The sequence below is a fragment of the Rubrivivax gelatinosus genome (assembly GCF_016583785.1).
In the GTDB taxonomy this organism is placed as follows: domain Bacteria; phylum Pseudomonadota; class Gammaproteobacteria; order Burkholderiales; family Burkholderiaceae_C; genus Rubrivivax; species Rubrivivax gelatinosus_B.
The window spans coordinates 16,376-30,725 of sequence record NZ_NRRU01000066.1; the positions used below are offsets into that span (position 1 = coordinate 16,376).

The following is a 14,350-nucleotide window of genomic DNA, read 5'->3' on the forward strand; positions in this document are numbered from 1 at the left end:
TCCAGCCTCCCTCCGCGAGGGAGGCTCCAGCCAGTCTGACGATTGCTGTACCGCGCTTCATCCGGCGCTCTTCTGCTCGCGGCTCAGAGGCCGGACCACGGGCACGCTCCGGCTCCCACGGTATCGGCCAGGGCAGGGTCCTACCGCGCAGACTCCTAGCGAGCCCGCAGCACGATCTCGATGCTGTTGACGGTGATCTCGTCCAGCGTCAGCCCGCGACCGCGGAAACAGTCGGCGAACTCCTCGACGAAACCGAGGTAGCGGTAGTCGCGGTCCTCGTGCAGCGCGACCACGTCGGCGGGCAGCCGCGGCCACAGCGCCCGGAAGCTCGCCAGCGAGCAGCCGTTGGTCGGCTGCAGCGTGGCCGAGCTCGCGCCCAGGTCCTGCACGCCCAGGCTGGCGACGCGCGCCTCGACGAACTCGCGCGGGAACAGGAACTGGGGATACGGGAACCCGACGCTCCATGCATGCAGGCCCCAGGGGCTGTTGAACAGCGGCCCGAAGTCCAGCACGACGTGGCCGCCGGGCCGGCACAGGCCCAGCAGCCGCTCGAGCGCGGCACGCGGGTCGGCCCAGTGCTCGGCGGCGTTGTACGACAGCACGAGGTCGAAGCGCCGCTCGCCGTCGGGAAAGGGGTGGTCCACGTCCCAGCCGACGAACGGCAGGCCGAGTGCGGCCTTGCCGCGCCAGTCGCGCATGTCGCTCAGGGTCGTGTCGTGCCCGGCGAGCTGCAGCAGCGCGCCAACCATGCCGTCGCCGCAGGAGACCTCCAGCACCGAATGCGGCGCCGTCAGCCCCGGCAGCAGCGCCGCCAGCCGGCGCAGGCGCTCACCGGCGCGCACCGCACTGCTGAAGTCGTCGTAGCGGTACGCCGCGGCGCGGGCGAAGCCGCGCGCCTGCAGCTCGTCGAAGCGGGACGGCGCCAGCGTGCGCGCCGTGCCGCCACCGCGCAGCAGGGCGTCTATGCGCTGGCGCTGTTCGAGGCGCGAGCGGTCGACGCGCGCCGCATACCAGCCGGGAAAGCGACGTCGCACCCAGTCGCCGACTGCTTTGCGTGGCAAACGGGGGGCGACGCCCATGCTCAAGCTCCGTCGTGTGCCGACACGATGCCCGCGTCGCACGGCACCGGTTCGAGCGCTGGCTGCATGTCCCAGGCCGTGCGCGCACGCACCGCGCCAAAACGTTCGGACGCCGGGGCGCGATGCCCGGCGGGAGCCAGCACCTGGAACGTCGTCACGTTGTCCGCCCGGAACACCGGTGCCGCAGCGCGCTCGCCCGCCTCGACCGAAAAGTGCAGCGCATAGATGCCGGGCGTCAGCGCCAGCCCGGTCATCCTGCAGGTCAGCACGTGGCGCCCCGGCGGCAGCACCGGCACCGACATCGTCAGTTCGCTGCTGGACATCGAGATGAAGAACAGGTCGGTCGTGTGCACGCCGACCGTGAAGGACGCGTGCTGCAGCGCGGCGTGCACGTCGATCGTGATCTCGAAATCCAGGTCGTCGCCGGAGGCCGGCGCTTCCACGCCGGGCGCGGGCACGACCTGCACGGCGACCAGCGAGACCTCGCCCGAGCTCTCGTAGCGGGCCGCCGCCGCGCCGCGATTGCTGGCGATCTTGGCGTTGCTGCGGTTGACGAAGGCGTCGCAGATCTCCTTGGGCGCACCGTCTGCTTCGAGCCGCCCGCGTTCGAACATCAGCACCCGGCTGCACAGGCGTTCGACCTGACGCAGGTTGTGGCTGACCAGCAGCAGCGTGCGGTTGCCGTCGCGCACGAAGCCCTCGATGCGGTCGTAACACTTGCGCTGGAACGCCAGGTCGCCGACGGCCAGCACCTCGTCGACGATCAGGATGCCGGCCTCTACCGCGGTGGCGATGGCGAAACCCAGCCGCACCTGCATGCCCGAGCTGTAGCGTTTGACCGGGGTGTCGATGAAACGCTCGAGTTCGGCGAAGGCGACGATGTCGTCGAACTTGCGCTTGATCTCGTCGTGGCGCATGCCGAGGATGGCGCCGTTGAGGAAGACGTTCTCGCGCCCGGTCATGTCGGGCACCAGGCCCGCGCCCACTTCGATCAGCGGCGCGACACGGTCTTCCACCAGCACCCGGCCCTCGGTGGGCTGGCTGATGTGGGCCAGCAGCTTGAGCAGCGTGCTCTTGCCGGCGCCGTTGTGGCCGATGATGCCGACGACCTCGCCCGGCTCGATGCTGAAGCTGACGTCGTGCAGCGCCTTGAAGGCCTCGGGCCGCGCCACCGGCCGGCCCAGCAGGCGCTTGGCGCCGTTGCGCAGGCTCTGGCCCAGGCCGGTGAGCTGGCCGAGGCGGAACTCCTTGGTCGCGTGTTCGACGCGGATGATCGGGGCAGCCATCAGATAACGTCCGCGAAATGGCGCTCGGCGCGTTTGAAGACCGCATACGACAGCGGCAGGCACACGGCGACGACGACGATGCCGGGCAGCATGGCCTGCAGGTCGGGCGGCTGGTCCAGCAGCAGCACACGCTGGAAGCCGTCGATGATGCCGGCCAGCGGGTTGGCGGTGTAGAGCCGGTAAAGCCACTCGGACCAGGCGCCGCCGGCGTGTTCGACCAGAAGCCGGCGCTCCACCAGCGCCAGCGGGTAGATCACCGGCGACACGTACATCAGCAGCGTCAGCAGCACCGGCAGCATCTGGCCGACGTCGCGGAAGTGCACGTTGATCGCCGCGCCCAGCAGCGCCAGCGCGAGCGCGGCGCACACCGTGTAGAGCACCAGCAGCGGCACCCACAGCGCCTGCACCCCGGGCAGCATGCCGAACCAGAGCATCAGTGCCAGCAGGATCACGAAGTTCACGCCGAACTCGACCAGCTTGGTGACGACCGCGGTCAGCGGAAAGATCGCGCGCGGGAAGTAGACCTTCTTGATCAGGTGGGCGTTGCCGACGACGCTGTTGACGCCTTCCGAGGCCGACTCCTGGAAGAACATCCAGGGCATCAGCGCGCAGTACGCGAGCACCGGATACGGCACGCCGCCGCTGTCGATGCCGATGAAGCCGCGCATCAGCGTGAAGATCAGCATCATCATCAGCGGCTTGGCCACCGTCCAGGCCAGCCCCAGGTAGGCCTGCTTGTAGCGCACGACGACGTTCTTCCACGCCAGCGTGGCGATCAGGTCGCGGTGGGCAAAAAGGCTCTGGCTGGGGGCACTCATGGATGGGCGGGAAACGCGGCGCCGCGGCGCCTTTCGGTACAAGGGCCGTGCGTGGGGCGGCGGATGATGGCAGCGGGCGTCACTTCGGGCCACGCGCGAGTCGGGGGGCGGGCAGGCTCGCGGCCGCCGGCCGTTGCGGCGCCGGCCTGGGTGGTGCCGCAGGGGCCGGCGCCCCGGCGGACTTCGGGTCACCGCGCGCCAGCGCATGGGTGACGACGACGAGCGCGATCAGGTGGTATGGATAGTCGAAGTAGGCCAGCCCGAGGAAGGCGCCGCCGACCATGAAGCCGGCCAGGCTCACCTGGATCATCGCCGCCAGGTCGCCGGCCCAGGCCTTGGACGGGTCCTTGCGGCCCATCTTGATGACGGTGCTGCACTTGAGCCAGGCCAGCCACAGCAGCCCCAGGAACAGCGCCAGACCGAGGAAGCCGTGCTCGCCCATCATCTCGAAGTAGATGCTGTGCACGTCGTGCACGTCCTCGGGGTTGGGGGCGTAGATGCGGAAGGTGGGGCCCTTGAACACCTCGAAGCCACCGCCCATGAAGCGGTCCTTGGCCAGGTTCCACGCCGTCCACCAGGCGTTGATGCGGCCCTGCGCGGAGGCGTCGTCCTGGTAGGTCTCGATCGTCGCCATGCGCTCGTACCAGGCGTCGGGCATCAGCGCCAGGATGACGGCGGCAGCGGCGATCGTCAGCACGCCGATGAGCAGCTTGCGCCGGCCCTTGAGCCAGAACAGCAGCCCCATCACCGACAGCGCCAGCAGCGCGCCGCGCGACTGGCTGCCGATGGCCGACACAGCCGACAGGAACATCGCCGCGCCCAAGCCCAGGCGCACGAGGCGGCGCTTGCTGTGCAGCTGCAGGTAGCGCATCAGCGGGATCGTCATCACCAGCGCCAGCGCGAGTTCGTTGTTGCCGCCGATGAAGGTGCCTTCGGGGCCCCAGACACGCTGCTCGCCGCCCTTGGCGATCGTGAAGATGCCGCCCTTGGTGCCGTAGAAACCCAGAGACAGCACGATGACCCAGACGAAGGCGTGCACCTTCTCGCGCGAGGTCAGCATCACCAGCGTCATCATCGTCAGCAGCTGGATCTTCAGCACCTTCTGGTACTGCACCCAGGCCTCGGCCGAGTACATCGCCTGCGTCGTCGTCAGCCCCATCCAGACGACGAGCAGCACCAGCACCGTCATCTCGCGCGACCAGACGATGCGCTTGGCCTCCTTCGAGACCAGCATGCCGATCATCGTCGTCAGCGCGACCACGTAGACCACCGGGAAGCTCAGCATGAAGCCGTAGCACAGCCGGTGCGGGTTCATGTAGCCCAGCCAGGCGAGCAGCAGGATGCCCCAGAAGGGGCGTTTGAGCACGAAGGGCAGCAGGCCGAAGACGACCAGGGCGACGGCGATGTCACGCATGCGGTGAGGTCTCCGGCGCCGGCGCGGCCGCCGCCACGTGGCTGACGACGTAGCGGTACTTGCCCGACTTCTCGGGCGCGATCGCATCGACGTAGTTCACCTCGACCTGCACCCCCTGCCCCAGCCGGCGCTGCAGCCCGGCGGCGATCTCGGCGCCACGCGCCGGCCGGTCGAAACCTTCGTCGGCGACGATCTGCACCTCGGTGCGCTGCAGGCTGTGCTGCACGATCTTGAAACCGCGCACGCCCGGCAGGTCGCGCACCACGTAGACCAGCGCCAGCCCGTGCATCACGGTGCCGTCGGCGGCGACGATGAAGTCGGTGGTGCGGCCCTGGATCTCCTTGATCAGCGGCAGCGTGCGGCCGCAGGCGCAGCGCGCCGTGTCGAGCACGGCGACGTCGCCGGTGCGGTAGCGGATGAACGGGAAGTCCTTCGTCGCCAGGTGCGTGACGACGATCTCGCCCGACTGCCCTGGCGGCAGCACGCGGCCGTCGGCGTCGACGATCTCGACGATCACGTCCTCGGCCGTCAGATGCAGGCCGCCGTCTGGGCATTCGTGTGCGATGAAGCCGGCGTCGCGGCTGCCGTAGCCGTTGGCGACGCGGCAGCCGAACAGGCGCGAGATCGTCGCGCGCTGGTCGTCGTACAGGCGCTCGCTGGTGCAGAACGCGACCGCGATGCCCAGGTCGTCCAGACGCTGGCCGCGGCGCTCGGCGTGGCGCGCGATGTGGCTGAGCGCGCTGGGGTAGCCGAACAGCATCTTCGGCCGGCGCGCGCGGATCGCGGCGACGAAGCCGTCGAGCCGGCTCTCGCTCATCTCGAAGGCCGGCAGCAGCTCGGTGCGCAGCAGCCGGTCGCGCCAGGCGCGCACGTGGTCCTGGGCGCCGAGTTCGATCGGGCTGCCCCAGACGACGATCTCGGGGTCGCCGATGTCCACGCCCCACCAGCGTGTCGCGCGCCACTTGGCGGCGACGTCGTGGCTGACACGTTCGCGGCCGATGAAGAAGATCAGCGGCTCGCCCGAGCTGCCGCCGGTGTTGAAGCGCGCCAGGCCCTGCGCCTGCTCGTGGCGCAGGCCTTCGCCCTGCGTGCGCACGACGGCCTTGGTCAGGAACGGCAGGCGCTGCAGGTCGGCCAGGCTGGAGACGCCCGCCGGGTCGAAGCCGGTGGCGCGGAACAGCTCGCGGTAGTACGGCACGTGGGCACCGGCCTGCACGAGCAAGGCGCGCAGGCGCTCGACACGCAGCGCCTCCAGGCGTTCGGCCGGCCACCACTGGCTGGCTTCCAGGCGCTGCCGCACGGCGACGCTGTCGTGCTGCTTCAGCCGCTCGTGCAGCGGAAACAGCAGGCCGGAGGTGAAACGCGTGTAGAGCCCGCTCATCGGTGTCAGGGGGTGGCGGCCGCAGCCCGCGCCGGCCGCGCGGCATGCAGCGCGCGGAACACGGCGATCAGGTCGGCGACACGCCGGTCCCAGGTGTTGGCCGCAGCGTAGCGGCGGATCGTGTCGGCATCCCAGTCGTGCGCCAGCGCCTCGGCGATGGCGCGTTCCAGCACGTCGCCGTCGCCGAAGGGCACGACGCGGCCCAGTTCGGGCCGGCAGACGACCTCGGCGTTGCCGCCGACGGCGGTGGTCACGACCGGCAGGCCGCAGGCCATGGCCTCGAGGAAGACGTTGGCCCAGCCTTCGTTGCGGGTCGCGAGCACGAAGACGTCGGCGGCCGACAGCGGCACGCGCAGCGCGTCGGGTGCCAGCGGGCCGAGAAAACGCACCGCGTCCTGCAGCCCGGCCGCGGCCACCTGCGCGCGCAGTTGCGCGCCGATGTCGCCTTCGGGGCTGGGGCCGCCGACGACGAGGTAGACCAGGCCGGGAAAGCGCCGGCGCAGCGCCGGCAGGCGCTCGATGACGCGGTGGAAGCCCTTGCGCTCGACCAGGCCGCCGACGCTGACGAGCACCGGCACGTCGGCCCCCAGGCCGAGCGCGGCACGCGCGTCGGCGCGTGGCAGCGGGCTGAAACGCGCCAGGTCGACGCCGTTGCCGACCACCTGCACCTTGTCGGGCGCGATGCCCAGCCCCAGCGCCACCTGGCGCAGCGACTCGGAGACCGCGAACACCCGGGCCGCACGCTGCAGCGCGGCGCGCAGCCGCGGCGCCAGCGCCCGGTCGCTCGCCTGGCGCGGCTCGCTGCCACGCAGCGTGATCGTCACCGGCACGCCCAGCCAGCGGCCGAGCAGCGTCGCGGCGTAACCGTCGGGGTAGGCGAAGTGGGCGTCGATCAGGTCGAGCCGGCCCTGGCGCTTGAGCCGCGCCAGCCGCGGCCAGGCGGCCAGCGCCATCGCCAGCCCGTCCAGGCTCTTGAACACGCCGGGCACGCTGAAGAAGCGCGGGAACCAGACGTCGTGGCCCTGCTGCGTCTCGTGCTGCGGCGCGCCGGCACGAAAGCCCGGCTTGAAGCGCCGCAGCAGCGACTGCAGCGGGAACCACGGCGTCGGCGCGACCACCGCCAGCGGCAGCTCGCGGCCGACGCGGAACATGCGCTCGCGCACGAAGAGGCCGGCACCGGGCTGCACGGCGCTCGGGAACAGGCTGCTGAAGACGACGATCCGCGGGCCGTCGTCCACCGTCAGCGCCCCCCGGCGATCAGCCGTTCGTACACCGGCCGGTAGCGCGCAGCGGAATTGGTCCAGGTGCGCTCGCGCTCGACGAACTCCCGGCCCGCGGCGCGCAGCGACGGCCACTGGTCGCGGCGCGCGAGCAGGTCGTCGACCGCGTTCGCCAGCGCCTCCACGTTGCCGGCCTGGAACAGCCAGCCGGTCTCGCGGTTGCGGATCAGCTCCTTGTGGCCGCCGACGTCGCTGGCGACGAACAGCCGCCCCTGCGCCATCGCTTCCAAAGGCTTGAGCGGCGTCACCAGTTCGGTCAGCCGCATGCTGTGGCGCGGGTAGGCGAGCACGTCGACCAGGTCGTAGTAGCGCTGCACGTCCCGGTGCGGCACGCGGCCGGTGAAGATCACCTTGTCGGCCACGCCCAGCGACACGGCGCGCTCCTTCAGCAGCTCTTCCTGCGGGCCGCCGCCGACCAGCAGCAGGCGCAGCTCGGGGCGGCGCAGCAGCAGCTGGGGCAGCGCGTCCAGCAGCAGGTCCAGGCCTTCGTAGGCGTAGAAACTGCCGATGAAGCCGACGACGATGGCCTCGGGCGACAGGCCCAGGCGCGCCTTCAGCGCCAGGTCGGGCACGCCGCCGGGCTCGAAGTTGTCGACGTCGACGGCGTTCGGCACCACGGTGACCTTGGTTCCCGGGATGCCGCGGCCGACGATGTCGCCGCGCAGGCCTTCGCAGATCGTGAAGACGTGCGCCGCTTCCTTCAGCGCTGCGGTCTCCATGCGCCGCGTCAGGCGGTAGCGCAGGCTGCCTTCGGTGGTCGTGCCGTGGTCGACGGCAGCGTCCTCCCAGAAGGCGCGGACCTCGTAGACCGCCGGGATGCGCTGGCGCTTGGCCACGCGCAGCGCCGGCAGCGCATTGAGCACCGGCGAATGGGCGTGGATGATGTTCGGGCGCAGCTTGATGACGAGCTCGTTGATGCGCTTTTCGAGCCGGCGCATCAGCGCCATCTCGCCGAGACCGGGCATGCCGCCGGCATTGCCGGCGACCAGCGTGCGATAGAAATGCCAACCTTCGACCGTCTCTTCGGGGACGGTGGTGGCGTGTTTGGGACTCGTCACGTGGAACGTTTCCCACCCCATGCGGCGCTGCTCGGTCAGCAGCGACAGCGTGCGGAAGGTGTAACCGCTGTGCAGCGGGATGGAGTGATCCAGGACGTGCAGGACGCGCAGTGTCATGCCAGCGCTTCGGCCTCTCGTGGGATGCCCTGCGCGCCGACGACGCCGGCATCGACGACATTGCGCAGGAAAGCTTCGAACATCAGCAGCGTCCACAGCGGTGCGCTGTAGTCGCGGGTGCCGGCCTGGTGGGCGTCCACCAGGTGCTGCAGATAAGAACGCTCGAACCAGCCTGTCGCCGACAGGCGCTCGCCGAGCACGGCGTCGCGCACGCGGTCCTTGAGCGGGCCGCGGAACCAGCGTGCGAGCGGTACCGAGAACCCCATTTTCGGCCTATACAGGACTTCGGCCGGCAACATCGGCTCCATCGCCTTCTTCAGCAGGTACTTGCCCTCCTGCCCGCGCACCTTCAGAGACGAAGGAAGCGTCGCCAGCCACTCGACGAGCTTGTGGTCCATCAGCGGCTCGCGCACCTCCAGGCTGTGGGCCATGGCGGCGCGGTCGACCTTGGTGTTGATGTCGCCGACGAGGTAGGTCTTCAGGTCCAGGTACTGGATCAGCGCCAGCGGGTCGTCGGTGCCGGCGCGTGCGGCGTGGTGCTCGAAGACCGAGAGCGCGTCGTAGCCGCCGAGCCGGCGCTTGAGCGCCGGGCTGAACAGCTGGCGCCGCATGTCGCCGCGCAGGATGGACACCGAGTGGAAGTAGGCCTCGACCGAGTTGCGCGCCATGCCCTCGAAGGTGGTCTTGGCGCGCAGCACACGCGGCGCCCAATCGGCCTTGGGGTACAGGCGGCCGAGCATGCCGAAGACCGGCTGGCGCAGCGCCGCCGGCAGCGCGCCGCGCATGCGCTCTTCCATCAGATGCAGCCGGTAGCGCCGGTAGCCGCCGAAGGCCTCGTCGCCGGCGTCGCCCGACAGCGCCACCGTCACGTGCTTGCGCGCGAGCTGGCAGACGCGGTAGGTGGGGATCGCCGAGCTGTCGGCATAAGGCTCGTCGTACAGGCGCGCGAGCAGGTCGACGAGGTCGAAGTCGTCGGACTTGACGGTCTCGACGCGGTGCTCGGTGCGGTAGCGCGTGGCCACCATCTGCGCGAACTCGCTCTCGTTGAACTTGGGGTCGTCGAAGGCGATGCTGCAGGTGTTGACCGGGCCCTCGGACAGCCCCGCCATCGTCGCGACGACGGCGCTGGAGTCGACGCCGCCCGACAGGAAGGCGCCCAGCGGCACCTCGGCGATCATGCGCAGCCGCACCGACTCGCGCAGCCGGTGCTGCAGTTCCTCGCAGGCGTCCTCGACCGAGGTCGGGTTGCCGAGCGTGAAGTGCACGTCCCAGTACTCGCGCGGCGCCGGCAGCGGCTCGCCGCGGCGGATCGTCAGCGTGTGCGCCGGCGGCAGCTTGCGCGCCTGGGCGAAGATGCAGCGCGGCTCGGCGACGTAGCCGAGGGCGAAATACTCCTCGACCGCCAGCGGGTCCAGGTCGCGCTTCATGCCGCCGTGGGCGAGCAGCGACTTCAGCTCCGAGCCGAACAGCAGCGTGCCGTCGTCCAGCAGCGCGTAGTGCAGCGGCTTGACGCCCAGGCGGTCGCGCGCCAGGAACAGCGTCTCGCGGTTGCGGTCCCAGAGCACGAACGAGAACATGCCGCGGAAACGCTCGACGCAGCGTTCGCCCCACTGCTCCCAGCCGTGCACGATGCACTCGGTGTCGCTCTTGGTGTGGAAGACGTGGCCAGCGGCCTGGAGCTCGGGGATCAGCTCCTGGTAGTTGTAGATCTCGCCGTTGAAGATGACGACGACCGAGCCGTCCTCGTTGAACAGCGGCTGCTGGCCGGTGGCGATGTCGATGATCGACAGCCGCCGGTGGCCGAAGCCGAGACCCGGCTCGACGTGCACGCTGCCTTCGTCGGGGCCGCGGTGCCACTGCGAGTCGTTCATGCGCTGCAGCACGGCGGCGTCGACCGCACGGGTGCCGCGGGTATCGAAGAGGCCGGTGATGCCGCACATGGTGTCAGTCCTTGGCTGGGGTTGAAGGTCCGGACAGCAGCCGGTCGTACAGCGACCGGTAGGCGTCCACCATCGCCTGCAGGCTGAACTGCGCCTGCACGCGCTCGCGGCCGGCCGCGCCCATCGCCGCGCTGCGGCCGCGGTCGGACGCCAGCGCGACGAGGCCGGCAGCCAGTGCGTCGACGTCGCCGGCCGCCACGAGCAGGCCGCTTTCGCCGTCGACGACCAGCTCCGGGTTGCCGCCGACGGCCGTCGCCAGCACCGGCAGGCCCGTGGCCATCGCTTCGAGAATGGTATTGGAGATTCCCTCGGCCAAAGACGGCAGCACGAAGCCGTCGAGCCCCCGCATGACATCCGGCACGTCCGAACGCTCGCCGGGCATCCAGGTGAGGGGGGTGGCGCCGGCCGCGTCCAGCACCGTTTGCGCCTCGGCGCGCAGCGGGCCGTCGCCGACCAGCACCAGGCGCAGCGTGGCGCGCAGTTGCGGCGCCAGCTCCAGCGCACGCACGAAGGCGCGCGCCAGCACCGGCTGCGCCTTGACCGTCTGCATGCGGCCGACGGTGCCGACGACGAACAGCGCGGGGTCGTCGAACGGGCAGCCGGGCGGCACGGCCCGGCCGCCGGCGGCCGGGTGGAAGCGCTCGACGTCGACGCCGTTGTAGATCTGCGCGATGCGGCGCTGCGGCACTCCGACGCGGTGTTCGAGGTAGCCGGCCAGGTCGCGCGACAGCGCCACGTAGCGCTGCACGAAGGGCCGGTAGGCGCGCCGCATCCACTGGTATTTGGCGCGCGTGCCGTCGGGGTCGTCGACGTCGCGGCCGTGCTCGCCGTGCACACGCGCCGGCACGCGGGCCCAGGCGGCGGGCACCTGGCACTCCAGCGCCGCCAGGTTGCGCGTGTGCACGACGGCCGGGCGCCAGTCGGCGAACAGCCGTGCCAGCCGCGGGTAGAGCTTGGCGCCATGGCCGGGCGGCTTGTGCAGCGACACGAACTCGACGTCGTCGCGGCGGATGCGCGCGGCGAAACCCGGCACGACCTCCGTCAGCGCCACCACCGCATGGCGGTAGGCATCGGCCGGCATGTGGTTGATCAGGTTGACGACACCGTTCTCCAGGCCGCCGGTGTCGAAGCGGTAGACCAGGTGCAGGACCAGCGGCCTCACGGGCGGGCGCGAAACAGGTCGCGGCCGGCGGCGCGGCGGCCGCGGCGCGGGCTCTCAGCCCCAGCGCAGGGACAGGTGCTTCTTGTCATAGAACGCGAACAGGTTGCGCTTGTACTCGGGCAGGAAGTCCGAGTGCAGATAAAAGCAGTCCAGCCCCGGGATCTCCTTCACGATCACGTAGCCGTGGCGAGCGAAAAGCGCCCGCAGCACGGCCGAGGGACGCTCGATCGTCATGCAGTTGAACCGGTAGCGGTCGAAGTCGAAGCTGTCCAGGATGCGTTCCTCGGCGCCCTCGACGTCGATCGACAGGTAGTCGATGACGGCCGGTGCAGCGTGTTCGCGGAGCACGTCCAGCAGCGGCCGGGTCCTGACACGCAGCACCTCGGCCTGCGGCCCGGCGTTGTCGAGCTCGGGCGAGACGATGCCGCCGAGCACGTCGCGCACCGCGAAGTCGACCTCGCCTTCGGTCCGGTCGAGGCAGACGTTGACGCAGGCGGCGCGCCGGTTGCGGACCAGGGCCTGGAAGGTCTTCGGGTTGGCCTCGATGCACAGCCCCTTCCACTGGTAGCGCCGCTCCAGCACATAGGTGTTGCTGATGCTGACGCCGTCGTGCGCGCCGATGTCCAGGAAGTAGCGCCCGGTCGCCTCGTTGTAGGCCTCGCCGAACACCCACTGGTCCTGCCCGGCCTGGGACAGGGCCCACGAGCGTTTGTCCCGCAGGCCCTCCAGGCGGACACGAAGCCTCCAGGGCAGAACGTTCATCTCGTGCTCCCGTACTGATGCCAGGCGGCGCCCCGCAAGCGTCGGGCCGGCCCGTGCCCGGGGCGCGTACCGGGCGCGGGCGGCTGGCGGCCTACAGCCGCCAGACGCGGCAGCCGGCGGCCTCCAGCGCCTTCGTTTCGAACGCCGCCTTGACGTCGATGAAGGCGCCGCCCTTGACCAGCTTCTTGCACAGGTCCTCGACCGACAGCTCGGCGTACTCGCGGTGCGCGACCGCGGCGACGATGGCGTCGGCACGCGGCAGGTCCTCGTAGGACACCAGGCGCACGCCGTACTCGTGCATCGCCTCCTCGGGATCGGCCTGGGCGTCGGTGACGAAGACCTCGACGCCGTAGCTCTGCAGCTCGTGGATGATGTCGATGACCTTGCTGTTGCGCAGGTCGCCGCAGTTCTCCTTGAAGGTCAGGCCGAGCACGTTGACGCGCGCGCCCTTGACGTAGCTGCCCGAGGCGATCATCTGCTTGATCGTCTGCTCGGCGATGAACTTGCCCATGCCGTCGTTGATGCGCCGGCCCGCCAGGATGACCTGCGGGTGGTAGCCCAGCATGTCGGCCTTGTGCGTCAGGTAGTACGGGTCGACGCCGATGCAGTGGCCGCCCACCAGCCCCGGCTTGAACTTCAGGAAGTTCCACTTCGTGCCGGCGGCTTCGAGCACCTCGCTCGTGTCCAGGCCGATCTTCTCGAAGATGATCGCGAGCTCGTTCATCAGCGCGATGTTCAGGTCGCGCTGGGTGTTCTCGATGACCTTGGCGGCTTCGGCGGTCTTGATCGAGCTGGCGCGGTGCACGCCGGGCACGATGATGCGTTCGTACAGCTGCGCCACCTTCTCCAGCGTCTCGGGCGTGTCGCCGCTGACGATCTTCAGGATCTTGGTCAGCGTGTGCTCGCGGTCGCCCGGGTTGATGCGCTCGGGGCTGTAGCCGACGAAGAAGTCCTGCTTCCACTTCAGGCCCGATTCGCGCTCCAGCACCGGGATGCAGACCTCTTCGGTCGCGCCGGGGTAGACGGTGCTCTCGTAGACCACGATCGCGCCCTTCTTCATGTGCCGGCCGACGCTGGTCGACGAGCCGACGAGCGGCCTGAAGTCGGGGATGTGGGCCGCGTCGACCGGCGTCGGCACGGCGACGATGATGATGTCGGCCTCGGCCAGCAGCGCCGGGTCGCTGGTGTAGACGGCGTGCGTGGCGGCGGCCAGCTCGGTGTCGGGCAGTTCGCGCGAGGGGTCGGTGCCGGCCAGGCAGGCGTCGACCTTGTGCTGCGCGATGTCGAAGCCGATGGTGCGCATCTGCTTGCCGAACTCGACGACGAGCGGCAGGCCGACGTAGCCCAGTCCGATGACGGCGACGGTGTTCACGGTGGTTCTCGCTTTCTGCAGGGAGACGGGGTTAGCGGGTGGCGCGCACGCGTTCGAGCAGGCTGCCGAGCGCGGCGTGGTTGTCTTGGAGAAAGGTCTCGATGGCGGCGTCGGCACCGGCATCGCCGCTGCCGTCGGCGTACAGCAGCAGCGCCGCGCCTTCGTCGCCGCGGCCCATCAGGCGCGCGACGGCACCGGCGAGTTTGGCCTGCACGTCGCCGCCGAACCAGTGGCCGCCTATCCAGTACAGGCGCCAGACGACGAGGCGCTGGCGCCCGGCGCCCGACAGCGAGACGCGCTCCAGGATCTCCGAGCGCCGCAGGCCGATGCGGCGGCCGTCGAGTTCGAGCTCGCGCCCTTCGTGGCTGGGGATGCTCCAGGTCGCGTCGCGCATGCCGACCAGCAGGTGCTGGCTGCTGACGACCTTGCTGTTCTCGTTCTGGCCGCGGTAGTAGTCGACGAGCAGGCCGACACGCCCTGCCGGCCCGGCGTAGACGCGGCGCGCACGCTGCGGGCCGTCGTCGTAGTCGGGGGTCCAGGCGGGCAGGCCGCCGTCGGCGGCGGACCAGCGGCCCAGCGCCGCCGGCAGTTCCAGCCGCGCCGGCGTGGCCGCGCCTTCGGCACGCTGGAGCACGCCGAGCAGCGCATGCGGCAGCAGCGTGACGGCGGCCACCGCCAGCG

The 14,350-nt window shown here is 70.5% G+C and carries 12 protein-coding genes; all 12 read right to left on the reverse strand.

Going from position 1 to position 14,350, the window contains the following annotated elements:
- Positions 1-155 precede the first annotated feature (155 nt).
- The gene (locus CKO43_RS16745; RefSeq protein ID WP_200379304.1) at positions 156-1,034 is read right to left on the reverse strand and encodes a methyltransferase domain-containing protein; all 879 of its coding nucleotides are present in this window, start codon (positions 1,032-1,034) and stop codon (positions 156-158) included.
- A 47-nt stretch (positions 1,035-1,081) separates the two neighbouring features.
- Positions 1,082-2,365, reverse strand: coding sequence for an ABC transporter ATP-binding protein (locus CKO43_RS16750; RefSeq protein ID WP_200379305.1), 1,284 nt, complete (start codon positions 2,363-2,365; stop codon positions 1,082-1,084).
- Positions 2,365-3,183 (reverse strand): ABC transporter permease, encoded by an 819-nt coding sequence (locus CKO43_RS16755; RefSeq protein ID WP_200379306.1) that lies wholly within the window; start codon positions 3,181-3,183, stop codon positions 2,365-2,367. The genes CKO43_RS16750 and CKO43_RS16755 overlap by 1 nt, the downstream gene beginning before the upstream one ends.
- Before the next feature lie 79 nt (positions 3,184-3,262).
- The gene (locus tag CKO43_RS16760; RefSeq protein WP_200379307.1) at positions 3,263-4,597 is read right to left on the reverse strand and encodes a putative O-glycosylation ligase, exosortase A system-associated; all 1,335 of its coding nucleotides are present in this window, start codon (positions 4,595-4,597) and stop codon (positions 3,263-3,265) included.
- The gene (locus CKO43_RS16765) at positions 4,590-5,978 is read right to left on the reverse strand and encodes a phenylacetate--CoA ligase family protein (RefSeq protein ID WP_200379308.1); all 1,389 of its coding nucleotides are present in this window, start codon (positions 5,976-5,978) and stop codon (positions 4,590-4,592) included. Before CKO43_RS16765 ends, CKO43_RS16760 begins: the two co-directional genes overlap by 8 nt.
- A gap of 5 nt (positions 5,979-5,983) precedes the next feature.
- Complete coding sequence (locus CKO43_RS16770) at positions 5,984-7,216, reverse strand: glycosyltransferase (RefSeq protein ID WP_200379309.1); 1,233 nt, start codon at positions 7,214-7,216, stop codon at positions 5,984-5,986.
- Between the two features lie 2 nt (positions 7,217-7,218).
- Complete coding sequence (locus CKO43_RS16775; RefSeq protein WP_200379314.1) at positions 7,219-8,427, reverse strand: TIGR04063 family PEP-CTERM/XrtA system glycosyltransferase; 1,209 nt, start codon at positions 8,425-8,427, stop codon at positions 7,219-7,221.
- A gap of 2 nt (positions 8,428-8,429) precedes the next feature.
- On the reverse strand, positions 8,430-10,373 hold the full coding sequence (locus CKO43_RS16780; RefSeq protein ID WP_200379310.1) for an XrtA/PEP-CTERM system amidotransferase: 1,944 nt from the start codon (positions 10,371-10,373) through the stop codon (positions 8,430-8,432).
- A 4-nt stretch (positions 10,374-10,377) separates the two neighbouring features.
- A complete protein-coding gene (locus CKO43_RS16785) occupies positions 10,378-11,535 on the reverse strand; it encodes a TIGR03088 family PEP-CTERM/XrtA system glycosyltransferase (protein WP_200379311.1) in 1,158 nt (385 codons plus the stop codon).
- Positions 11,536-11,589: 54 nt separating this feature from the next.
- Positions 11,590-12,297, reverse strand: a complete 708-nt coding sequence (locus CKO43_RS16790) for an FkbM family methyltransferase (protein WP_200226008.1) — start codon at positions 12,295-12,297, stop codon at positions 11,590-11,592.
- A gap of 91 nt (positions 12,298-12,388) precedes the next feature.
- On the reverse strand, positions 12,389-13,669 hold the full coding sequence (locus CKO43_RS16795; RefSeq protein WP_200379312.1) for a nucleotide sugar dehydrogenase: 1,281 nt from the start codon (positions 13,667-13,669) through the stop codon (positions 12,389-12,391).
- 31 nt (positions 13,670-13,700) lie between these two features.
- Positions 13,701-14,350: exosortase C-terminal domain/associated protein EpsI (locus CKO43_RS16800; protein ID WP_200379313.1), on the reverse strand; the 650-nt coding region annotated here is incomplete at its 5' end.

Coding starts and splice junctions, on each gene's coding strand:
- CKO43_RS16750 (WP_200379305.1), bottom strand. CDS start 2,365: ATGGCTGCCCCGATCATCCGCGTCGAACACGCGACCAAGGAGTTCCGC.
- CKO43_RS16755 (WP_200379306.1), bottom strand. CDS start 3,183: ATGAGTGCCCCCAGCCAGAGCCTTTTTGCCCACCGCGACCTGATCGCC.
- CKO43_RS16760 (WP_200379307.1), bottom strand. CDS start 4,597: ATGCGTGACATCGCCGTCGCCCTGGTCGTCTTCGGCCTGCTGCCCTTC.
- CKO43_RS16765 (WP_200379308.1), bottom strand. CDS start 5,978: ATGAGCGGGCTCTACACGCGTTTCACCTCCGGCCTGCTGTTTCCGCTG.
- CKO43_RS16780 (WP_200379310.1), bottom strand. CDS start 10,373: ATGTGCGGCATCACCGGCCTCTTCGATACCCGCGGCACCCGTGCGGTC.
- CKO43_RS16790 (WP_200226008.1), bottom strand. CDS start 12,297: ATGAACGTTCTGCCCTGGAGGCTTCGTGTCCGCCTGGAGGGCCTGCGG.